Below are 21,697 nucleotides of genomic sequence, written 5' to 3'. Positions count from 1 at the left end.
TCACAGCCGCGATCTCAGCACGTCGACCTCGCAGCCGGGTGCCCACGGGTCGAAGCCGTGCTCGACGAGCCAGCGGACCCCCAGCAGGCTTCGCAACGACCACCATGCGCGGATCACGTCGAGGTCGACGTCGGCGCGGTAGCCGGCGAGGACGTCGCCGAGGTGCTCCTCGTGGCCGAGCGTCAAGGTGGCCAGGTCGAAGAGGGCGTCGCCCTGGCCCGCCTCGGACCAGTCGAGCACGCCGGTGACCTCGTCACCGTCGACGAACACGTGGCTGATCTGCAGGTCGCCGTGGGTGAATACCGGCGTCCACGGTCGGAGCGCCGCCTCGGCGACCTGGCGGTTGCGGGTCACCAGGTCGGTGGGGAGGACGCCGGCGGTGATGAGCCACTCGCACTCGGCGTCGAGTTGTGACGCCGCCTCGTCGCGGCCCCGGCCGGGCCATGGCGGTAGCGGCGCGTCGTGCAGCGCGCGAGCGGCGGCCCCGGCCGCGGCCCACGCCGCCGGCGACGCGGTCGACGGCTGGCCGAGGCGACCAAGAGCCGTTCCGGGCAGGGCGGCGAGCGCGAGCACGGGCGGCCTACGCCAGAGGACCTCGGGGGTCGGGACGGGCGCCAGCGCCATCGCCTCGACCTCGACGTCGGTACGCCCCGGGTCGGCGCCGATCTTCAGGAACACGTCGCCCACGCGCAGGGTCGCGCGTTCCTGGTGGGCGACGACGACTTCGACGTCCGGCACAGCGGCCATTGTCGCGACACGACCATCGACGGCCAAGCGGTTTCTCGGGACGACGGGCGCGGTTGGCCAGGCGCCCCGGGCTGACCCCGGACGGAGTCAACCCTGGGCGTCCTGGTGACGCGAGCCGTGCGGCTGGTCAGAAGGGCGGGGCGTCCTCGCCCATCAGGGCCAGCACGACGCCGCCCTTGCCGCTCTTGAGTCCCTGCACCACGACCTTGCCGGTGCTGCCGTCGGGCAGCTCCAGGGTGAAGGTCTTTCCAACTGCGTTCTTGGGGCCGTTGCCGGCGCTGTTGGCGGGTCGGAAGTCGCCCGCCCACGGCGGAGTCCCGCCCCTACGGGCCGGCTCGGCGAAGAGCGCGGCGGTGCCGGGGGTCCTGGTGCCGTCCGAGGAAAGGAGGACTGAGGCGCTGCGAAAGGTAGCCATATGCGCCAAGGCTAACCCGGAAAGCGTCCGATCGGGGCACCACAGCTGCCCGTGACGGCGATTCGGTCGGCTTCTGGCTCCCGGCCGTTGCGCCAGGAGCCATACCTAGCAGTACTATGCATCGTACTTCTAGGTTTAGGGGCAGGAGGTTTTCGTGAAGGTCGCCAAGGACCTGGTCGCCGCCTCGGCGACGCCGATGGTGCTCGGCATCCTGGCCGAGGGCGAGAGCTACGGCTACGCCATCATCAGGCGCATCAACGAGTTGTCCGGGGGTGAGCTGGACTGGACCGAAGGGCTGCTCTACCCGTTGCTGCACCGGCTCGAGCGCCTCGGCCACCTGGAGTCGAGCTGGCAGGCGGTCGCCGGCGAGCGGAAGCGCAAGTACTACCGCATCACCGACCGGGGCCTGGCTGAGTTGGCCGAGCAGCGCCGGCAGTGGGACACCGTGGTGGGCGCGCTCAAGGAGATCTGGCACGACCGCGCGCCGCTGACGGTGCACCCGTTGGAGGGTCTCGCATGACGGCACACGACGGGCCACCGGAGTTGGAAGCGCAGTTCGAGCAGTGGCGTCAGTACGTGCTGCGCCGCAGGGAGATGCAGGCGGTGGACGCCGACGAGTTGGAAGACCACCTCCGCGGCTCCGTCGACGAGCTCGTCGCCGCCGGCCTGAGCCCGGACGAGGCGTTCCTGGTCGCGGTGAAACGGATGGGCAGCCTCGACGACCTCTCCCGCGAGTTCGCCCGGGAACATTCGGAACGGTTATGGAAGCAGCTGGTGCTGACCGGCGACTCCGGCAGCCCGGTCGGCGGCACGCGCTCGCGCCGGGACCTGTGGGTCATGCTCGCCTGTGCGGCCGGTGCGCTGGTGTCCGTCAAGGCGCCGGCACTGTTCGGGCTGAGCTTCGCCGACGACGGCTCGTTCTACGCGCGCAACTTCACCCTGTTCGCGCTGCCCTGGCTGGCGGCGTACCTGGCCTGGCGCCGGGGGGCCCGACCGGCGGTGATCGCGGCGCTGGCGGTGCTCTTCGTCCTCGGCGCCGTGGCGGCGAACGCCTATCCCCTGGCGGACGATTCGCAGTCCCTGGTCGTCACCGGCATCCACCTCCCCATCGCCCTGTGGCTGGTGGTCGGTCTGGCCTATGTCGCCGACGACTGGCGCTCCTCGCGTCGACGCATGGACTTCATCCGGTTCACCGGAGAGTGGTTCATCTACCTGGTGCTGATGGCCCTCGGCGGCGGTGTGCTCGCCGCGTTCCTGTTCAACACCTTCGCGGCCATCGGGATCGTCCCGGAGGAGTTCATCTCGCAGTGGCTGCTGCCCGGTGGCGCCGCGGCTGCGGTCGTGGTGGCCGGCTGGCTCGTCGAGGCCAAGCAGAGTGTCGTCGAGAACATTGCGCCGGTCCTCACCAGGCTGTTCACCCCGCTCTTCACGGCCGCCCTGCTCGCCTTCCTCGTCGCTGTCGTCTGGACCAGCCACGGCATCGACGTCGAGCGGGAGGCGCTGCTCCTCTTCGACCTCCTGTTGGTCGTGGTGCTGGGGCTGCTGCTCTACTCACTCTCGGCCCGTGAGCCGCTGGCCCCGCCCGGCCCGTTCGACAAACTCCAACTCGCGCTCGTGGTCAGTGCGTTGGCCATCGACGTACTGGTGCTGCTGGAGATCACCGGGCGAATCACCGACGAGTACGGCGGTACGCCCAACCGGGCGGCCGCGCTCGGCGAGAACGTGATCCTCCTGGTCAACCTCGCGTGGTCGGCGTGGCTCCTGTTGGCCTTCATCCGCCGGCGTACGCCGTTCGCGACACTCGAACGCTTGCAGACCGGCTACCTGCCGGTGTACGCGGCGTGGGCCTGGATCGTGGTCCTCGTCTTCCCGCCGCTGTTCAGCTTCGCCTAGTCGGCGCCACCAACGCGACGCCGAAGCCGGCCCACCCGCCGCGGGTGGGCCGGCCCGCGGTCACTTGCCGGTGACGATGCCCGGGTTGATGCAGAGCCCCGGGTTGGCGCCGTTCTTCTCCGCGATCTCCAGACAGCGGGTCACCTTGTCGACTTTCGCGTTGGTCTCGGTGATCTGCTTGGAGATCTCGGCGTTCTTGCGGTCCTGCTCCAGGTTGCGGGTCTGCGCCAGCTTGTCCTGGAACGCCTTGATGTTGCCCTCGGTCTTGTCGTCGTGGTTCACCCGGGTGATGGTCACCGAGAGGATGTCCACGTCGGTGGCGAGGCGGGTCTCCGCGCTGGTCTTGATGTTGGCGGCGAACGGCTTCAGGTCGACGTTGAGGTCGCCGGTCTGGGCGTCGATCTTCTCGAGCGGGTTGTACGCGGCGAAGGCGTCGTTGACGGCGCTGTCGAGCTGCACACCCACCCGCTGACCCCGGAAGCTGCCGAAGTCGCCCTTGTAGTCCATGAACTGCTTCGGCGCGTTCTCCGGCTTGACCTGCCATTCGACCAGGACCTCGACGCAGGCGTCGGCGAGGGTCCCGGTGCGCACCCGTACGCAGTTGTCGCCGCCGATGTGGTCGTACTTCTGCCGGCCCGCGTCCCACTCGCCGACCTTCTGCCAGGGCGCCACCCACTTCAGGCCCGAGCCGGTCACCTCGCCGGTGGGCTTGCCGAAGCTGGTGACGATGCCGACCGAGCGGATGGGCACCGAGTGGGCGCTGGAGGCGATGCCGACGACAAGCGTGAGGGCGAGAAAGCCGAGCGCCGCGAGGGCGGCCATCCGCTTGACCGGCCGTGCGGGAGCGACCAGAGCGACGACGGCGCTGACCGCCAGGGCGACGGCGAAGACGATCGCCATGGTGAAGCCGACGGGCATGGGGTGGGGACCTTCCGATGGGCTGTGTGGATCATCAACCTAGGGGGTCCGGTCAAGTCGACGGGGTGGGGGAGTGGAGTTCGCGCACGTCACACGTGGGTCGAATATGGAGTCCATCGACATGGTTCGACTCCGGTGGCCCGCCGTAGGTTTCGTCCACGCGACGGGCCTGTGACCACGGTCACCGAATCGACCGTCGCCGCGACGTGCGGAGGATGAGGCGATGGCCGGGCAAGCGCTTCTGTCGGCCCGTGGGCTGACCCGCGACTTCCGGGGCTTCCGGGCGGTCGACGACGTCGACCTCGACGTGGCGTCGGACAGTGTGCACGCGCTGGTCGGCCCGAACGGCGCGGGCAAGACCACCCTGTTCAACCTGCTCACCGGCTTCCTGCGACCCAGTGGCGGCCGGATCGAGCTGGCCGGGCGGGACGTCACCGGGCTGCCCCCGGAGCAGGTGGCCCGGCTCGGCGTGGCCCGCTCGTTCCAGATCACCAGCCTCTTCCCCCAGCTGTCCGCCCGCGAGCACGTCGCGCTGGCCTTGCAGTCACCCAGCGGGCTGGGCTGGCGGTTCTGGCGCTCGGCGAAGCTGATGGATCGCTACACCGAGCGGGCCGACGAACTGCTGGCCATGGTGGGGCTGGCCGAGCTGGCGCACGCCCCCTCCGCGGCCCTGGCGTACGGCCGCAAACGCGCCCTGGAGCTGGCCATCGCCCTGGCGCTGGACCCGAAGGTGCTGCTGCTCGACGAGCCGACGGCGGGCATGGGCCTGGAGGACGTCGACCGCACCGTCGAGTTGATCGGTCGGGTCCGCCAGGGCCGGACCGTGGTGATGGTCGAGCACAACATGAGCGTGGTCGGCCGGCTGGCCGACACCGTCACCGTGCTCCAGGCCGGCAAGGTCCTCGTCGAGGGCCCGTACGAGCAGGTCCGCGCCGACGAGCGCGTGATCACCGCCTACCTGGGAGTGGCCGATGCTGCGCATTGAGAACCTGTCCGCCTTCTACGGCGAGGCGCAGGTGCTGCGCGACGTCAGCCTGGAGGTCTCCTCCGGCGAGGTGGTCACCCTGGTCGGCCGCAACGGCGCCGGCAAGTCCACCCTGCTGCGCTGCGTGATGGGGCTGCACTCCGGTCAACGCGGCACGGTCGAGCTGGACGGGCGGGACATCACCAGGCTGCCGGCGCACAAGCGGGCCCGCCTCGGGCTGGGCTGGGTGCCCGACGACCGGGGCAGCTACGCCACGCTGACCGTCACCGAGAACCTCACGCTGCCACCCACTGTCGGCCCCGACCCGTGGTCGCTGGAGCGGGTGTACGAGGCGTTCCCGGCCCTGCACACCCGACGGGACTCGGCGGCCACCATGCTCTCCGGCGGCGAGCAGCAGATGCTCGCGCTGGCCCGGGTGCTGCGGATGGGCGCCCGGCTGCTGCTCTGCGACGAGCCCACCGAGGGGCTGTCGCCACTGCTGGTGCAGCAGGTCGGCGACCTGCTGCGCGAGGCCAAGCAGCACGGGGTGACCGTGCTGCTGGTCGAACAGAACCTGCACTTCGCCACCGGTGTCGCCGACCGGCACTACCTGCTGGCCGAGGGACGTGTCGCCGAGGCGATGGACAACTCCGAGGTGCGCTCGCGTGAGCGCGAACTGCTCGCGTACCTCGGGATCTGATTTCTCTCAACGACGATCCGCGCGACGACGCGTGGGATGGATGGAGTGGGCATGCGCAGGACGGTGGGTGTGGCCGCGGCGTCGGCCGCGGTGGTGCTGGTCGCCGGTTGCGGCGGCGGTGGCCCCCAGTCGGGCGGCGAGGGGAAACTGACCGGCGACAAGATCGTGCTGGGCGTGCTCAACGACCAGTCCGGGGCGTACTCGGAGTTGTCCGGTAAGAACTCGGTGACGGCGGTGGAGATGGCCATCGCCGACTTCACCGCGAAGTACGGCGACAAGGCGGTGACCAAGGACATCACCGTGGAGACCGCCGACCACCAGAACAAGCCGGACGTGGCGAACTCCAAGGCCCAGGAGATGTACGACCGTAAGGGCGTCGACCTGATCCTCGACGTGCCCACCTCGTCGGCGGCGCTGAAGGTCGCCGACGTGGCGAAGGAGAAGAAGAAGCTCTACTTCAACATCGGCGCGGCGACCACCGACCTGACCGGCAAGAGCTGCAACAGGTACACCTTCCACTACGCGTACGACACGTACATGCTGGCCAACGGCACGGGGAAGACCACCACCGAGCAGATCGGCAAGAACTGGTACATCCTGTACCCGAACTACGCCTTCGGTCAGGACATGGAGAAGAGCTTCTCCACCGCGATCACGGCGGCCGGCGGCAAGGTCGTCGGCAAGGACGGCGCGCCGTTCCCGAACACCAGCGGCGACTTCTCCACCTTCCTGCTCAAGGTGCCGACGCTGAACCCGAAGCCGGACGTGCTGGGCACCATGCAGGCCGGCGCGGAACTGGTCAACGTGGTCAAGCAGTACAACGAGTTCAAGCTGCGCGACAAGGGCGTCGGCCTGGCGGTGGGGCTGATGTTCCTCACCGACATTCACTCGCTCACCCCGGCGGCGCTGGCCGGCACCACGTACACCGACGCCTGGTACTGGAACTTCGACGCGAAGAACCGGGAGTTCGCCGACCGGTTCCAGCAGAAGGCCGGCACCCGGCCGACGTTCGCGCACGCGGCCAACTACTCGGCGGCGTTGCAGTACCTGGAGGCGGTGCAGGCCGCCGGCACCGACGACGCGGACGCCGTGGTCAAGGGCCTGGAGGGCAAGACGGTCGAGGACGTCTTCCTGCGCAATGGCACGATCCGCGCAGCGGACCACCGGGTGGTGCACGACGCGTACCTGGCCCAGGTGAAGCCGCAGTCCGAGGTCACCGAGCCGTGGGACTACGTGAAGGTGCTCAAGACCATCCCCGCCGCGGAGGCGTTCCGCGCGCCGTCCGCGGACTGCAAGCTATGAGTGGTTTCGCGCAGAACACGTTCAACGGGCTGGTGAGCGGGGCGTTCTACGCCCTGCTCGCCCTCGGGCTCGCGGTCATCTTCGGCATGCTGCGGGTGGTCAACTTCGCGCACGGCGCGTTCTACATGCTTGGCGCCTTCGGGGCGTACGTGCTGCTCACCGAGGCGGGTGTGCCGTTCTGGGCGGCCCTGGTGATCATGCCGGTGGGGCTGGGTCTGCTCGGCATGGCGCTCGAACGGGCCGTGATCCACCGGCTGACCAAGCTGGATCCGCTCTACAACTTCCTGCTCACCTTCGGCCTGACGCTGATCCTGCAGGACCTCGTGAAGCTGCGCTACGGCGTGCAGTCCAGCCCGTACGCCACCCCGTCGGGCTTGAGTGGGACGGTGAACTTCGGGTTGTTCGACTTCCCGACCTACCGGGTGTTCATCCTCGGCTTCGCGGTGCTGCTCTGCGTCGCGGTGTGGTGGGTGCTCACCCGGACCCGGATCGGCATGGTGGTCCGCGCGTCCACCGAGCGGCCGGATCTGACCCGCGCGTTCGGCATCGACGTCGGGCGCTGGGTCACCCCGGTCTTCGGCTTCGGCATCGGGCTGGCCGGCCTGGCCGGGGTGCTGGCCGCGCCGATGCGCGCGGTCAACCCGCTGATGGGCGCCGACCTGATCATCGTGGTCTTCGCGGTGGTGGTGATCGGTGGGCTGGGCTCGATCTTCGGTTCGGTCGCCGCCGGCTTCGGCATCGGCCTGGTGCAGGCGTGGGGCGAGGCGTACCTGTCGCACTTCCCGATCGTGTCGCAGACGATCGTCTTCATCGTGATGGCCGGTGTGCTGCTCTGGCGTCCGGCCGGGCTGTTCGGCCGGGAGGAGGCGCCGGCATGACCAGTACCGTGGACACGCCCGCCGACGCGTCCCGCCCGGCCCCGCCGTCCGGGCTGGTCGCCGTCGCCCGCGCCCCCGGCTGGGTGCGCTACGCGCTGCTCGCCGTCGGGCTGGCCGTCGCGGCGTGGCTGCCCAACGGCCTCTACCCGGCGGTGGCGGTGGACATCCTCTGCTGGGCGTTGTTCGCCGTGGCGGTGGACCTGCTGCTGGGCTTCACCGGGTTGATGTCGTTCGGGCACGCCGCGTTCTGGGGCACCTCGGCGTACGTCACCGGGTTGGTGGCCATCCACGCCGGCCTGCCGTTCCCGCTCGCCGTGCTGGCCGGGGCGCTCGCCGCGGCCGTCCTCGCCGTGCCGATCGGGTACCTGGCGGTCAAGCGGACCGGCATCTACTTCGCGATGGTGACCCTGGCCTTCGCGCAGATGGTCTACTACGTCGCCAACGAGTGGCGGTCGGTCACGCAGGGCGAGAACGGGCTGCAGGGCGTGCCCCGCGAGTTCTTCGGCGCCGATCTCACCGACGACTACTACTTCTACTACGCGATCCTGCCGATCGTGCTGCTCGGGCTGGCCGCGGCCTGGCGGATCGTGCACTCGCCGTTCGGCCGGGTGCTGGTCGGCATCCGGGACAACCCGGCCCGGGCCCGGGCGCTGGGCTATCCGGTGCACCGCTACAAGCTGACCGCGTTCGTCCTCTCCGGTTTCATCGCCGGCCTCGGCGGTGGGCTGTTCGCGGTCGGCCACCGCTTCGTCTCGCTGGACGTGCTGCACTGGACCACCTCCGGCAAGGCCGTCATCGTGGTGGTGCTCGGTGGGATCGGCACCCTCTGGGGCGGGGTGCTCGGCGCCGCCATCGTCGTGCGCCTGGAGGACTGGTTGTCGTTCTCCGGGTTCGAGGCGATCGGCCTGGTCACCGGCGGCATCTTCGTCCTCGTGGTGGTGCTGTTCCGGCGCGGCATCTGGGGCAGCGCCGCCACGCTGGCGCAGCGGCTGGCGGCCCGCCGCCGGTAAATCCGGCGCGGGCGCATCCGCCGCGCGCCGTCGGAGCGAACCCCCGGGTAGAGACCGTCTACCCGGGGGTACGTCTGTGCTGACCGATCCGATGCCGGCCGAGGCCGTGGAGACCGCGCACAAGCGGGTCCGCCTGGCGGCCGAGGACCTGGACGGTAACCGTGTCGCCACGCTGATGCTGGAACTGGCCGACGAGTGGGGCGTGCCGGCCGTGTGGGAGCGGGTCTGCCAACCGCTGCTGGGCCGGCTGTCCGGGCGTAGCGCCACCGAGATCGCCATCGAGCGCGCCCTGTGCGAGGGCGTCCGGGTCGGATTGGACGTGCACCGCCGGGAGCCGGGCCGGTCGCTGCCCACCGGCGGGGTCCTGCTCGCCGGCGCCGAGATGGAGGCGCACGCTCTCGGCCTGCACGCGCTCGCCGCGGCGCTGCGGGAGCAGGGACGCGGCTGTCTGCACCTCGGCCCCGCGCTGCCCTGGTCGGCGTTGGCCAGCGCGGTGCGCAGGGCCCGGCCGCACACCGTCGTGCTCTGGTCGCAGACGCCGGTCACCGGCCGCGCGTACCGCCTGGTGCGGTTCGCCCGGGACTTTCCGTCCCTGCGGGTGTACGGCGCCGGGCCGGGCTGGATCGAGCCGCTCGGCGTTCCGGCGAGCCACCTGGGCACGCTGCCGGCCGCCGTCGACGCCTGCCTGGCCGCCCGCTGAACCCGCCGTACGGGGAGTGACGCCCACCACATGCGATACGGATCGGTTCCGTATCGTTAATGCCGCCCGTAGTCTGTTCGCAGTTACGAGTCTGGCCCGTCTCGAATTCTGTGGCGGGTGAAACCGGGGGGGAGAACCGGGCATGGAACTGCACGACAACACGGGACACCCGAGGAGGTGGGCGATCCTGGGGGTGCTGGTGATCAGCCTCCTCGTGGTCGTCCTCGACAACACGATCCTCAACGTCGCCCTACGCACCCTGGCCGACCCGGTGCACGGCCTCGGTGCCAGCCAGGGCGAGCTGGAGTGGTCCATCAACTCCTACACGCTGGTCTTCGCCGGACTGCTGTTCACCTTCGGGGTGCTCGGCGACCGCGCCGGCCGCAAGCGCTTCCTGATGATCGGGCTGGCGCTGTTCGGCCTGGCGTCACTGCTCTCCGCGTACGCCGACAGCCCCGCGCAGCTCATCGCGGCCCGCGCCCTGATGGGGGTCGGCGGCGCGGCCATCATGCCGGTGACGCTCTCGATCATCTCCAACGTGTTCGACCCGCGCGAGCGCGGCCGGGCCATCGGCGTCTGGGCCGGAGCGGTCGGCCTGGCCGTGGCGATCGGCCCGATCCTCGGCGGCACGCTGCTGGAGCACTTCTGGTGGGGCTCGGTCTTCCTGATCAACGTCCCGGTGGTCGTCGCCGGCGTGGTCCTGGTGGCACTGCTGGTCCCCGAGTCGCGTGACCCGCGCCCCGGCCGCGTCGACCTGCTCGGCGTCCTGCTCTCCGTGGTCGGCCTGGTGGCTCTCTCCTACGGCATCATCGACGGTGGTGAGCACGGCTTCGACCGTCCGGTGGCCTGGGGCTCGATCCTGGTGGGCATCGCGGTGCTGGCCTGGTTCGTGCGGCACGAGCTCCGCTCCGACCACCCGTCGCTGGACGTCCGGCTGTTCAAGGTGCCGCGCTTCGCCGCGCCGGTGGCGATCGTCGGCCTGGTGTTCTTCGCCGCGATGGGCGTGATGTTCTTCAGCTCGTTCTACCTGCAGCTGGTGCGCGACTACAGCCCGCTGCAGACCGGCCTGCTCTTCCTGCCCTTCGCCGGCGCCCAGCTGATCTTCGCGCCGCGCAGCGCCGCGATGGTCCGCCGCCACGGCGGTCGGGCGGTCGCCGCCGTCGGGCTGGGGCTGACCGTGGTGGCGCTGGCCGCGTTCGCCTTCATCGGCGCGTCCACCCCGATCTGGGTCGTGCTCGTCGTCTTCTTCATCCAGGGCGTCGGAATGGCCAACATCATGCCGCCGGCCACTGAGTCGATCATGTCGGCGCTGCCCCGCGAGAAGGCCGGCGTGGGCTCCGCGGTGAGCAACACCGTCCGCCAGGTGGCCGGCGCGCTCGGCGTGGCGGTCCTCGGCTCGGTGCTCTCCGCGGTCTACCGCAGTGACATCGGCGACGCGCTGACCGGCCTGCCCGCACAGGCTCGTGACGCGGCCGACGAGTCCATCTCCGGGGCGTACGCGGCGGCCGGGCAGCTCGGTCCGGCGGCGCCGACGCTGATCTCGGCGGCCAACGACGCCTTCGTCACCGCCATGCACTGGGCGGCGGCCCTGTCCGCGGTGGTCGCGGCGCTCGGGATGCTGGTGGTGCTGCGGTGGATGCCGGGTCGCGAGGCCCTGGCTCCGGCTTCGGCGGCACCCGCCACCGAGCCCGAGTTGGCCGGCACGGCCTAGGTTCGGCGACAATGTCGGACATGACGTCCACTGCCGACGCTCCGCGGTCGCCCGGGCGACCGCGGAGCGTCCGCGCCGATGAGGCGATCATCGAGGCCACCCTCGACCTGCTCGCCGAGGGCAGCACCATCGAGGCGCTCTCGATCGAGGCGATCGCCGCCCGCGCCGGAGTCGGCAAGGCCACCATCTACCGCCGCTGGGCCGGTAAGGAAGCACTACTGCTGGACGCGCTGCGCCGGCTCAAGGGCATCATGGCGCAGCCCGAGGGGCACTCGGTCCGCGACGACCTGATCCTGCTGGTCGGCGCGGTCGGCAAGAACGTCGACCCGCGCGCATCCAAGATCATGCCGTGTCTGGTGCCCGAGGTGAACCGCAGTCCGGACCACTTCCGGCTCTACCAGAACATCATCTCCCCGCGTCGGCAGCTGATGCGCGAGGTGCTGCGGCGTGGCGTCGACGAGGGCCTGCTCCGGCCCGACATCGACGTGGAGGTCACCATGGCGCTGCTCACCGGCCCGATGCTGATCCAACGGGTGCTGCAGTGGAACCCGGAGCTGGACGCGAAGACCCTGCCGGCGCAGGTCGTCGACGCCGTCCTGGACGGCATCCGCGCCCGCTGACCGGCCCGCGCCGCCCCGGTGGGTCAGCCCGCCGGGGCGCGCAGGCGGTGCAGGCGCAGCGCCAACTGCACCTCCAGCGCCCGCTCCGGCCGCTGCCAGTCCGCGCCGAGCAGCTGCCCGACCCGCTCCAACCGCTGGGTCACCGTGTTGACGTGCACGTGCAGCTGCTCGGCGGCCCGGGCCAGGCTGCCGCCCACCCCGAAATACGCCTCCAGGGTCTTGACCAGCGCCGTCCCGCGCCGGGCGTCGTAGTCGACCACCGGCCCCACCGTGGCGGTGAGGAACTGGGTCACGTCCTTCTCACCCCGGTCACCCACCGTGCCCAGCAGCAACCCGACGAAGCCCAGCTCCGCGGTGCTCGCCCCCTGACCGGCCCGCCCCAGCGCCCCGAGCGCGGTGAGGCACCGGTCCGCCTCGTGGAACGTGCCGGCCAGCGCCGTCGGCCCGGTGGCCGGTCCGCTCGCACCGGCGGTCACCGGGCGGCCGGTCACCCGGGACAGGTCCCGGGCCACTGCCCGGGCGCTGCCACCGGCGTCCTGGCCGGGCAGCATCAGGACGACCCGACCGTCGCGCGCCGCCGCCAGCCCACCCCGCGCCGAGGCGTACGTGGTGGCCCACGACAGCACCCGCTGCCGGGCCGAGCCCGTCGCCGCGATCGCGTCGTCGTCCACCGCCACCAGCACGTGCGGTGCGTCCAGGTCCACCCCGAGCCGGCGCGCCCGGCTGCGCAACGCGTCGGTGTCGCGCAACGGCCGGGCGATCAGGTCGTCCAACAGCTCGCCGCGGACCCGACCCTCCGCCTCCGCCACGGTCCGCCGGAACAGCAGCAGCAGCGCGGTCACCAGCGCCGCCCGCTCCAGGATCCGCTGGTCGGCGTCGACCAACTCGTCGTCCGGGCGCAGCACCAGGGCACCCAGGTTCTCCGCGCCCGCCACCACCGCCGCGTACCACAGTGGACCGCGGCGCACGCTGCGCCCCTCGGTACGCGAGGCGGCCACCGCCTCGACGATGTCCGTCCGATCCGGCTCGTTGATCTCACCCACCCGGGCCAGCAGCCGCCCCTCGGCGTCCAACGCCAGCAGCGCCCCGCCCAGCACCTCGGTCACCGCGGCGGCCACGTCCTCCACCCCGCCGCCCCGCAGCACCAGCGCGGTCATCCGGTCGTGGGCCGCCGCGGCCCGCTCCACCGAGCTGCTGTGCGCCCGGATGGTGGTGTTCGCCGCCGACAGCTCGGCCAGCGCCGAACGCGTCTCGGCCAGCAACCGGGCGGTGTCGATCGCCACCGCGGCGTGCGCGGCGAGGGACACCAGCAGCGCCACCTCCTCCCGGGCGAACGGTCGGGCGGAGCGGTTGGCCGCGTAGAGCACTCCGATCGAGGTGGACCCGAGCCGCAGCGGCACCCCGAGGATCGCCACCAGGCCCTCCTCGCCGACCCCGGCGTCGATCTCCCCGGTGTGGTGGAAGCGCTCGTCCTCGCCGTAGTTCGCCGTGACGTACGGGGCGCCGGACTGCGCCACCAGACCACCCAGGCCCGCGCCCATCGGCAGCCGCAGCCGCTGGAAGCGGGCCGAGACCGACCCGTCGGTCACCCGCATGTAGGTGTCGCCACGCTCGTCGTCGTTGAGCGTCATGTAGGCCACGTCGGCGCTGAGCAGGTTGCGGGCCCGGTGCACGATCGCCCGCAACACGTCGTCCAGGTCGCGCAGCCCGGCCAGATCGCTGACCGTGTCGTACAGGCCGGACAGCTCGGTCTCCCGGCGGCGGCGGCGCTCCAGCAACGCGCGGACCCGCAGCGCCACGGCCTTGGCCTGCTCCAGCTCGGCCAGCCGGTCGGCGGACACCCCGGCGGCCCGCGCGGCCACCAACGGTCCCTCGAACTCGACCGGAGCGGCCTCACGGGCGAGCAGCTCCAGGAACTCCACCGGCGACGACATGGTCGACATTGTGCTCGGGCGCACTAGTTGGCCGTCCAGCCCCCGTCGAGGGCGATCGACGCGCCGGTGATGAAGGCCGCCGGCGGCGAACAGAGGTACGCCAGAAGCTCCGCCACCTCGTCCGGCTCGATCAGCCGCTTGATCGCGGCCCGGGCCAGCATGATCTTCTCGACCACCTCGGCCTCGTCGATGCCGTGGCTGGCCGCCTGATCGGCGATCTGGCTCTCCACCAGCGCCGTCCGCACGTACGCCGGGTTGATGCAGTTCGCGGTCACCCCGTGCGCGGCGCCCTCCAACGCCACCACCTTCGACAGCCCCTCCAGGGCGTGCTTGGCCGACACGTACGCCGCCTTGTACGGCGAGGCGCGCAGCCCGTGCACCGAGGAGATGTTGACGATCCGGCCCCAGCCGCGGGCGTACATGTGCGGCAGCGCGCGACGGATCAGCAGGAACGGCGCCTCGACCATCACCCGCTGGATGTACTCGAAGCGTTCGACGGGGAAGTCCTGCAGCGGGGCGACGTGCTGGAGCCCGGCGTTGTTGACCACGATGTCCACGTCCACGTCGAGTCGGTCCACCGCGGCGGGGTCCGCCAGATCCACCCCCTCGGCCCGACCGCCGGCCTCGGCGGCCACCGCCTTGGCCGCATCCAGGTTGCGGTCCACCACGAGCACCTTGGCGCCGGCCGCGCCCAGCCGCAGCGCGCACGCCCGCCCGATGCCGCTGCCGCCCCCGGTGACCAGGGCGGTGCGACCGGCGAGGTCGACCTGTACGACGTGGGGGACCGCCACGGGTTCTGCCGTCATGGCGCAAGAAGTTACGAGCTGTGTGCTCTCCGGCACATGGGCCGGCGACACATACTCCGTACCAAAGCTGTGTGGCCCGCCCGCCCCGCGGCCCCGCCGCGCCTCGCGCCCTGCAAGATCGTGCTACATCCAGGATGTAGTGGCTTACCGGCGCTTCGTGGCCACTACATCCTGGTTCGAGCATGACCTTGCCAGCTGTCGGCCCCCGACGCCCGGGCGCGAGGGCGCGGGGGGCGTGTCCCGTGGGGCTGGTGGGAAGGCCGACGGTTAGGGTGTCGAACACACGTACTGCTGAGGGTTGGGGAGGGGGCGGCGTGCGCGTGCTCGGAGTCGACCCGGGCTTGACCCGGTGTGGGGTGGGCGTGGTCGAGGGCGTCCCCGGCCGGTCCTGCACCCTGGTCGCCTACTACGTGGTCTACACCGACCCGGCGGACGACCTGGCCCTGCGCCTGCTGCACCTGGACCGGTCGCTCGGCAAGCTGGTCGCCGAGCACCAGCCGGAGAGTGTCGCCGTCGAGCGGGTGTTCAGCCAGCACAACGTGCGTACGGTGATGGGCACTGCGCAGGCCAGTGGCATCGCCGTGCTGGCTGGAGCGCGCGCCGGGTTGCCCGTGCAGACGTACACCCCGAGTGAGGTGAAGGCGGCCGTGACCGGGTCCGGTCAGGCCGACAAGGCGCAGATGGCCGCGATGGTGACGCGACTGCTGCGGCTGGCCGAGCCGCCGAAGCCGGCCGACGCCGCGGACGCGCTCGCTCTGGCCATCTGCCACGTGTGGCGCGGCGGGACGCGCTCCAAGCTGGCGGCGGCGGCCGACCGGGCACGACGAGGAGGAACGCGATGATCGCCAGCGTGCGTGGCACGGTGACCGCGACGGGTCCGGACCAGGCGGTGATCGAGGTCGGCGGGGTGGGCCTGGCCGTGCACTGCGCGCCCGGGACGCTCGCCGAGCTGCGGGTCGGTCAGACCGCGCGACTCGCCACCAGCCTGATCGTCCGGGAAGACTCGCTGACCCTGTACGGCTTCGCCGACGACGACGCCAAGGCGCTGTTCGAGCTGCTCCAGACCGCCAGTGGGGTCGGCCCCCGGCTGGCCCAGGCGGTGCTGGCGGTGCACACCCCGGACGCGGTCCGCAAGGCGATCGCCAACGCCGACACGGCCGCGTTGACCCGGGTGCCCGGGATCGGCAAGAAGGGCGCCGAGCGCCTGGTGCTGGAGCTGCGCGACCGGATCGGCCCGGTGCCGATCGGTGCCGACGGCGTGGCCGGGGTGACCGGCGGCGGCTGGTCCGAGCAGGTCCGCCAGGCGCTGGTCGGGCTGGGCTGGACGGCCGCTCAGGCCGACCAGGCGGTGGCCGCCGTCGCGGAGACCATCGACGGTCCGACACCGCCCGTGCCGGTCCTGCTCAAGCAGGCCATCCGCCTGCTGGGCCGTACCCGATGAGCGAGACCGACGGCCTCGTCTCGGCGTACGTGAGCGACGCGGATCTGGATGCGGAGGCCACGGTACGGCCGAAGCGGCTGTCCGAGTTCATCGCCCAGGATCGGGTGCGTGACCAGCTCGACCTGTTGTTGCAGGGCGCGATGCGGCGGGGTTCGCCGCCGGACCACATCCTGCTCTCCGGTCCACCGGGCCTGGGCAAGACGAGTCTGGCGAACATCGTCGCCGCCGAGCTGGGTGCGGGCATCCGGGTGACCAGCGGCCCGGCGATCGAACGCTCGGGTGACCTGGCCGCGATCCTGACCAGCCTGGCCGAGGGCGACGTGCTCTTCATCGACGAGATTCACCGGATCGCGCGCCCGGCCGAGGAGCTGTTGTACAGCGCGATGGAGGACTTCCGGGTCGACGTGGTGGTCGGCAAGGGTCCGGGCGCTACCGCGATCCCGTTGGACGTCGAGCCGTTCACCCTGGTCGGGGCGACGACCCGCTCGGGTCTGCTGACCGGGCCGATGCGGGACCGGTTCGGTTTCGTCGCGCACCTGGACTTCTACGCCCCGGCCGACCTGGAGACGCTGCTGCACCGTTCGGCCCGGATCCTGGGTGTGCCGATCACCGCCGACGGCGCGTCCGAGATCGCGGGCCGGTCCCGGGGCACCCCGCGGATCGCCAACCGGCTGCTGCGCCGGGTCCGCGACTACGCCGAGGTCCGGGCCGACGGCGTGGTCACCCTGAAGACCGCCCGTGCCGCCCTGCTGGTGTACGACGTGGACGCGCTGGGCCTGGACCGGCTGGACCGGGCGGTGCTGACCGCGCTTGTCGACTCGTTCCGGGGTGGCCCGGTGGGGTTGTCGACGCTTGCCGTGGCGGTGGGGGAGCAGCCGGACACGGTGGAGGAGGTCTGCGAGCCGTTCCTGGTCCGGGCTGGCCTGCTGGCACGGACGCCGAGGGGGCGGGTGGCCACCGAGGCGGCTTGGCGGCATCTGGGGCGAACTCCACCGAATGGTACATTTGGTGTAGATGTCCCTCCCGCGCCCGATCTGTTCTCGTTGGACACCGATCAGCCGTGATGTGAACGTGATCTGTGCCGCATTCGGTGTTCTCAGGTGCAGGGATTAGACTTCGCCGCGGTCTGTACAGGACGTGAGATTCCGCCTCCGCTCCGGCACTCCCCGTGCCGGACAGGTGGCCAATGGGAAGGTCAGTAACCGTGCGATACGCAGCAGCGGGTGGCGGGGCCGGCGGTTTCACGCCGATCCTGATGATCGCCCTGCTCTTCGGTGTCATGTACTTCATGATGATCCGACCCCAGCAGAAGCGCCGCCGCGAGGCGGAGGCGATGCAGTCCGCGCTCGGCCCCGGCGACGAGGTCGTCACCATCGGCGGGCTCTACGGGACGGTGACCGGCATCGAGGACGATACCGTCCTGATCGAGGTCGCCCCCGGCGTGCAGACGCGCTACGCCCGGCCCGCCATCGCCCGGGTGGTCACCCGCGCGGAGCTGCCGAGCGAGCCGGCCCTCGGGGACGCGGACACCATCAAGGAGTGACCCTCCCTCCCGGGGTGGTGCGGTCCGGCGTACGGCCGGTCGAGCATTCTCCCAGGGGGCACCGCGCCCGACGGGGGAGCGGACGAGACGTGAAAACTGGATAGTTGGGTCGACGCCGGGCGTCGGCACGTTCCCGTGACCGTCGGCGTCCCGTCGGCGCGTCCGGCCAGCCGTGTCGGCGCCCCGCCGACCCAGGTCAGACCCGTCGGCCGGGACCCCCGGCCCGACACCGCCGCCGCTGCGCACAGCGGCGCGACCGTACAGGGAGACAGGACAGCCGTGGCACCACCTCAGGGACAGATGCGCCCCGGGCGGCAGCTCGCCGTGCTCGGGTTCATCTTCGTGGTCCTTTATCTTTTGGTGTTCTTCTCCGGCGCCAGCGGCAGCTTGAAGGACCGGCTCGAGCCACGGCTCGGCCTGGACCTGATCGGCGGCACCCGGGTGACGCTGGAGGCGACCAACTCCGTCGACGGCAAGCCACCGACCGCGGACAACCTCGAGGAGGCCCGCCAGATCATCGAGAGCCGGGTCAACGCGTTCGGCGTGGCCGAGGCCGAGGTGGTCACCGAGGGCAACCGGAACATCGTCATCTCCCTGCCCGGTGAGAACCGGGATCTGACCGACGTGGGCAGCGCCGCCGAGCTGCGCTTCCGCAAGGTGCTCAAGGCCGCCGACGGCAGCGGCGCGGCCGCCGCGCCGCCGGCCGCCACGCCGGCCCCGTCGGGCAGCGCCAACCCGACCCCGTCCGGCGCCGCGTCGCCGACCCCGTCCGGCGCCGCGCCGAAGGCGACCGCGTCGCCCAGCGGCGGCCAGGGCGGCATGGCCCCGGCGTCGCCCAGCGCCACCCCGACCCCGACCCCGTCGACCTCGCCGAGCGCCGCCGCGCCGTCGCCGAGCGCCAGCGCCGAGCCGGTGCCGGCCAGCATCGAGCAGCAGCGCAAGGCCGTCGAGCAGAAGGTCGGCGCCGCGTCGTGGCAGGCCGCCAACGGTTTGCAGGCTCCGGCCGACCTGGCGTCCGACCCGTCGCTCGCCGACAAGCTCAAGCCGTTCGGCGCGTTGACGCCGCAAGAGGTGGCCGTGCTGCCGGCGCAGATGCAGTTCAACGTGCCGATGATCACCTGCGCGCAGCTCGACAAGCGTCCCCCGGCGTCGATCTCCGACGCCAAGCAGCAGGTGGTCTCCTGCGAGGACGGCGCCTCCAAGTACCTGCTCGACCAGGCCAAGGTGCTGGGCACCGACGTGGACGACGCCGACGCCGTGCTCGACCAGACCAACGCCTGGGTGGTCAGCCTCGACTTCACCGGCGACGGCCAGGGCAAGTGGACCGCGCTGACCCGCGAGGCGTTCAACAACGAGGGCCAGGCCTGCGACGCGACCGCGCTCGGTCAGGACGGCAAGTGCCGGGTGGCCGTCGTGCTGGACAACGAGATCGTCTCCTCCCCGGAGATCCAGGGCGTGCTGACCGGCAACTCCCAGATCACCGGCAACTTCACCCAGAAGGACGCCAGCGCCCTCGCCGGCCAGCTCCGTTACGGTGCGCTGCCGGTGACCTTCGAGCAGCAGGAGGCGCAGAACGTCACCGCCACGCTGGGCGCCAGCCACCTGCGCGCGGGTCTGCTCGCGGCCGGCATCGGCATGCTGCTGGTCATCATCTACGCGTTCTTCTACTACCGGCTGCTCGGCTCGGTGATCTTCCTGAGCCTGATCCTCTCCGCGCTGCTGGTCTTCGGCGCGCTGGTGGTGCTCGGCCGGCAGATCGGCTTCACGCTCACCCTCGCCGGCATCGCCGGAATGATCGTCTCGCTCGGTGTGGCGGCGGACTCGTTCGTCATCTACTTCGAACGGTTGAAGGACGAGATCCGCGAGGGACGCAGCCCGCGTAGCGCGGTGTCCCGTGCCTGGATCCGGGCCCGTCGGACGATCATCTCGGCCAACGCGATCACGCTGCTCTCCGCGGTCGTGCTCTACGTGGTCTCGGTCGGCACGGTCAAGGGCTTCGCCTTCGCCCTCGGCCTGGCCACCGTGCTGGACCTCGTGGTGGTGTTCCTCTTCCGGCACCCGATCATGACGATGTTCGCCCGGACCCGGGCGTTCCTGTCCCCGCGGGTCAGCGGTCTGGGCCGGGCGCTTCCGGCCCGCACCCAGCAGACTCAGCCCCGCAACCCGCGCGCCAAGGAGGCCTGAGATGGCTCAAAACGGTCTGGCGAGCCGCCTCTACAACGGTGAGGCCGGTCTCAACATCGTCGGCCGGCGCAAGCTCTGGTTCGGCATCGCCGGAGTCCTGGTCCTGATCGCGATCCTCAGCTTCTCGATCCGTGGCTTCAGCCTCGGCATCGAGTTCGCCGGCGGCAACTCGTTCCAGGTGCCGGCCAGCGTCGGCACCCTCGATGACGCCGAGCGGGAGGTCAACTCGGCGCTCGCCGCCGAGAACACCGGCGTCGAGGTGGCCACGACCCAGAAGATCGGCGGCCCCGGTGGCGACTCGTACGAGCTGCGCACGCCGCAGCTCAGCGTCGAGCAGGCCAACGCGGTCAAGGCGCAGATCGCCGAGGATCTCGGCATCAACGTTGATCAGATCAGCGGCAACCAGGTCAGCGAGGCGTGGGGCAGCCAGGTCACCGAGCGGGCCGTGCTCGGTCTGGTCATCTTCATCGCGCTGGTGATGGTCTACCTGATCCTGCGCTTCGAGTGGCGGATGGCCGTCGCCGCCGTCTCCTCGCTGTTCATGAACCTGATCCTCACCGCCGGCATCTACTCGCTGGTCGGCTTCGAGGTCACCCCGTCGACGATCATCGGCTTCCTCACCATTCTGGGCTTCGCGCTCTACGACGTGGTGGTGGTCTTCGACAAGGTGCAGGAGAACACCCGGGGCATCACCGCCAACAACAACCAGACGTACGGCGAGGCGGCCAACCTGGCGATCAACCAGAGCCTGATGCGGTCGCTGAACACCTCCGTGGTGGCCCTGCTGCCCGTCGGTGGTCTGCTCTTCATCGGTGCCGGCCTGCTCGGCGCGGGCACGCTGAAGGACCTCGGCCTGGTGCTGTTCGTCGGTATGGCGGTGGCGTTCCTCACCTCCATCCTGGTGGCGACGCCGCTGCTGGCGCTGCTGAAGAACTACGACCCGCGGATCCAGGCGCACAACAAGCGGGTGCTGACCCGCCGGGGCGCGTTGGCCCGCGGCGAGGTCACGCCCAAGGGCGCCCCGAGCCCGGCCACGACCGACGCGATCGACGCGGACGTGGACCCGGAGGCGGCCGCGCTGGCCGGCGCCGCGCCGAAGGTGGGCGCGCGACCGGCGGGCAAGCGGCAGACCGGCACCCGGGGCGGTCGCCCCGGTGGCGGCGGCAACCGGCCCGGTGGCGCCAAGCGACGCTGACCGGGGCTGACCCGGGAGGAAACGCCCGAACGGCGTCCGGCATGCTGTGCGAGCAGCATTGCCGGACGCCGTCGTCGTTGGAAGGGAAGCGAGACAGTCGTGACGGAGACCCACAGCACCGCCGCCCGCGGGGACAGCGGCCCGGAGGCCGCCCGGCTGGTCGCCAGCCGTGTGCTGGACGTGCCCGACTTTCCCCAGCCCGGCGTCCTGTTCAAGGACCTGATGCCGCTGTTCGCCGACGGGAAGGCGTTCCGCGAGGTGGTCGACGGGATCGTCGCGTATCACGGGCGGGACGGCTTCGACGTCGTGGTCGGCATCGAGGCGCGGGGGTTCGTCGTCGCGGCGGCCGTCGCGTACGCGGCCGGGGTGGGTGTGGTGCCGGTGCGTAAGGCCGGCAAGCTGCCGCGCGTGGCGCACTCGGTCTCCTACGCCCTGGAGTACGGCGAGGCCACCCTGGAGGTGCACGAGGACGCCTTCACCGCCGGGCACCGGGCCCTGGTGGTCGACGACGTGCTCGCCACCGGCGGCACCGCCGAGGCGACACTGGACCTGGTCGAGCGGGCCGGCGGCACCGTCACCGGGTTCACGGTGTTGCTGGAGCTCGGCTTCCTGGGCGGCCGGGAGCGGCTGGCGCCGCGTCCCGTCCATGCCCTGCTGACCGTTTGACCCCGGTACCGCCGTCCGGGCCGGGCGTCGGCCGTCCGGCGGAGCGGCAGGGGACCGTCCGTGCGGGTAG

At 71.3% G+C, this 21,697-nt stretch carries 22 protein-coding genes; 17 read left to right on the top strand and 5 right to left on the bottom strand.

All coding sequences use genetic code 11. The annotated features are described in order from the left end of the window. Both AB0H52_RS15475 and AB0H52_RS15470 read right to left on the bottom strand, forming a co-directional pair. The gene (locus tag AB0H52_RS15475; RefSeq protein WP_357947987.1) at positions 1 to 747 is read right to left on the bottom strand and encodes an aminoglycoside phosphotransferase family protein; all 747 of its coding nucleotides are present in this window, start codon (positions 745 to 747) and stop codon (positions 1 to 3) included. Positions 748 to 874: 127 nt separating this feature from the next. Continuing rightward, the gene (locus AB0H52_RS15470) at positions 875 to 1,162 is read right to left on the bottom strand and encodes a hypothetical protein (protein ID WP_231392589.1); all 288 of its coding nucleotides are present in this window, start codon (positions 1,160 to 1,162) and stop codon (positions 875 to 877) included. A 154-nt stretch (positions 1,163 to 1,316) separates the two neighbouring features. Between AB0H52_RS15470 and AB0H52_RS15465 the strand changes: the two genes are divergently transcribed. Together AB0H52_RS15465 and AB0H52_RS15460 are read left to right on the top strand one after the other, a co-directional pair. Continuing rightward, complete coding sequence (locus AB0H52_RS15465; RefSeq protein WP_357947984.1) at positions 1,317 to 1,682, top strand: PadR family transcriptional regulator; 366 nt, start codon at positions 1,317 to 1,319, stop codon at positions 1,680 to 1,682. Further along, complete coding sequence (locus tag AB0H52_RS15460) at positions 1,679 to 3,055, top strand: permease prefix domain 1-containing protein (RefSeq protein ID WP_357947981.1); 1,377 nt, start codon at positions 1,679 to 1,681, stop codon at positions 3,053 to 3,055. The genes AB0H52_RS15465 and AB0H52_RS15460 overlap by 4 nt, the downstream gene beginning before the upstream one ends. A gap of 60 nt (positions 3,056 to 3,115) precedes the next feature. Here AB0H52_RS15460 and AB0H52_RS15455 read toward each other — a convergent pair whose 3' ends face one another. After that, positions 3,116 to 3,973, bottom strand: coding sequence for an SPFH domain-containing protein (locus tag AB0H52_RS15455; protein ID WP_357947978.1), 858 nt, complete (start codon positions 3,971 to 3,973; stop codon positions 3,116 to 3,118). Positions 3,974 to 4,196: 223 nt separating this feature from the next. Here AB0H52_RS15455 and AB0H52_RS15450 point away from each other — a divergent pair, with 223 nt between their 5' ends. The 8 genes from AB0H52_RS15450 to AB0H52_RS15415 all read left to right on the top strand — a co-directional run bounded on the left by AB0H52_RS15450 (position 4,197) and on the right by AB0H52_RS15415 (position 11,858). Next, complete coding sequence (locus AB0H52_RS15450; protein WP_357947975.1) at positions 4,197 to 4,958, top strand: ABC transporter ATP-binding protein; 762 nt, start codon at positions 4,197 to 4,199, stop codon at positions 4,956 to 4,958. Then, complete coding sequence (locus AB0H52_RS15445; protein ID WP_357947972.1) at positions 4,945 to 5,637, top strand: ABC transporter ATP-binding protein; 693 nt, start codon at positions 4,945 to 4,947, stop codon at positions 5,635 to 5,637. The genes AB0H52_RS15450 and AB0H52_RS15445 overlap by 14 nt, the downstream gene beginning before the upstream one ends. 51 nt (positions 5,638 to 5,688) lie before the next feature. After that, the gene (locus AB0H52_RS15440; RefSeq protein ID WP_357947969.1) at positions 5,689 to 6,939 is read left to right on the top strand and encodes an ABC transporter substrate-binding protein; all 1,251 of its coding nucleotides are present in this window, start codon (positions 5,689 to 5,691) and stop codon (positions 6,937 to 6,939) included. Beyond that, positions 6,936 to 7,817: a branched-chain amino acid ABC transporter permease gene (locus AB0H52_RS15435; protein WP_151488395.1), complete on the top strand. Its 882-nt coding sequence runs from the start codon at positions 6,936 to 6,938 to the stop codon at positions 7,815 to 7,817. Before AB0H52_RS15440 ends, AB0H52_RS15435 begins: the two co-directional genes overlap by 4 nt. Beyond that, entirely contained in the window at positions 7,814 to 8,827 is a 1,014-nt protein-coding gene (locus AB0H52_RS15430; RefSeq protein WP_278123163.1) for a branched-chain amino acid ABC transporter permease, read from the top strand. The genes AB0H52_RS15435 and AB0H52_RS15430 overlap by 4 nt, the downstream gene beginning before the upstream one ends. 76 nt (positions 8,828 to 8,903) lie before the next feature. Further along, a complete protein-coding gene (locus tag AB0H52_RS15425; protein WP_225854162.1) occupies positions 8,904 to 9,527 on the top strand; it encodes a transcriptional regulator in 624 nt (207 codons plus the stop codon). A gap of 142 nt (positions 9,528 to 9,669) precedes the next feature. Continuing rightward, positions 9,670 to 11,238: an MFS transporter gene (locus tag AB0H52_RS15420; RefSeq protein WP_151488397.1), complete on the top strand. Its 1,569-nt coding sequence runs from the start codon at positions 9,670 to 9,672 to the stop codon at positions 11,236 to 11,238. A gap of 11 nt (positions 11,239 to 11,249) precedes the next feature. Continuing rightward, entirely contained in the window at positions 11,250 to 11,858 is a 609-nt protein-coding gene (locus AB0H52_RS15415; RefSeq protein ID WP_151488398.1) for a TetR/AcrR family transcriptional regulator, read from the top strand. A gap of 23 nt (positions 11,859 to 11,881) precedes the next feature. Here AB0H52_RS15415 and AB0H52_RS15410 read toward each other — a convergent pair whose 3' ends face one another. Both AB0H52_RS15410 and AB0H52_RS15405 read right to left on the bottom strand, forming a co-directional pair. Further along, entirely contained in the window at positions 11,882 to 13,801 is a 1,920-nt protein-coding gene (locus AB0H52_RS15410; protein WP_151488399.1) for a helix-turn-helix domain-containing protein, read from the bottom strand. 14 nt (positions 13,802 to 13,815) lie between these two features. Beyond that, complete coding sequence (locus tag AB0H52_RS15405; protein ID WP_151488400.1) at positions 13,816 to 14,598, bottom strand: 3-hydroxybutyrate dehydrogenase; 783 nt, start codon at positions 14,596 to 14,598, stop codon at positions 13,816 to 13,818. A 314-nt stretch (positions 14,599 to 14,912) separates the two neighbouring features. On the opposite strand from AB0H52_RS15405, the gene ruvC reads away from it, so the two are divergent. The 7 genes from ruvC to AB0H52_RS15370 all read left to right on the top strand — a co-directional run bounded on the left by ruvC (position 14,913) and on the right by AB0H52_RS15370 (position 21,627). Further along, positions 14,913 to 15,440, top strand: a complete 528-nt coding sequence (gene ruvC, locus AB0H52_RS15400; RefSeq protein ID WP_357947964.1) for a crossover junction endodeoxyribonuclease RuvC — start codon at positions 14,913 to 14,915, stop codon at positions 15,438 to 15,440. Then, on the top strand, positions 15,437 to 16,039 hold the full coding sequence (gene ruvA / locus AB0H52_RS15395; protein ID WP_151492089.1) for a Holliday junction branch migration protein RuvA: 603 nt from the start codon (positions 15,437 to 15,439) through the stop codon (positions 16,037 to 16,039). Before ruvC ends, ruvA begins: the two co-directional genes overlap by 4 nt. Next, on the top strand, positions 16,036 to 17,103 hold the full coding sequence (gene ruvB, locus AB0H52_RS15390; RefSeq protein WP_151492088.1) for a Holliday junction branch migration DNA helicase RuvB: 1,068 nt from the start codon (positions 16,036 to 16,038) through the stop codon (positions 17,101 to 17,103). Before ruvA ends, ruvB begins: the two co-directional genes overlap by 4 nt. Before the next feature lie 122 nt (positions 17,104 to 17,225). Further along, the gene (yajC, locus tag AB0H52_RS15385) at positions 17,226 to 17,582 is read left to right on the top strand and encodes a preprotein translocase subunit YajC (RefSeq protein ID WP_151492087.1); all 357 of its coding nucleotides are present in this window, start codon (positions 17,226 to 17,228) and stop codon (positions 17,580 to 17,582) included. A gap of 279 nt (positions 17,583 to 17,861) precedes the next feature. Continuing rightward, positions 17,862 to 19,766 (top strand): protein translocase subunit SecD, encoded by a 1,905-nt coding sequence (gene secD / locus AB0H52_RS15380; RefSeq protein WP_192580431.1) that lies wholly within the window; start codon positions 17,862 to 17,864, stop codon positions 19,764 to 19,766. A gap of 1 nt (position 19,767) precedes the next feature. Next, positions 19,768 to 20,961 carry a protein translocase subunit SecF gene (gene secF, locus AB0H52_RS15375; RefSeq protein WP_151492086.1) on the top strand — a complete coding sequence of 398 codons (1,194 nt, stop codon included), beginning with the start codon at positions 19,768 to 19,770 and terminating at the stop codon, positions 20,959 to 20,961. A gap of 99 nt (positions 20,962 to 21,060) precedes the next feature. Then, complete coding sequence (locus AB0H52_RS15370) at positions 21,061 to 21,627, top strand: adenine phosphoribosyltransferase (RefSeq protein WP_151492085.1); 567 nt, start codon at positions 21,061 to 21,063, stop codon at positions 21,625 to 21,627. The last annotated feature ends 70 nt before the right edge of the window (positions 21,628 to 21,697 follow it).

It is taken from the genome of Micromonospora sp. NPDC050695 (assembly GCF_040654415.1).
Lineage (GTDB): Bacteria > Actinomycetota > Actinomycetes > Mycobacteriales > Micromonosporaceae > Micromonospora.
Note: the sequence above shows the minus strand (reverse complement) of the source record. Positions and strands in the feature narration are given on the sequence as shown.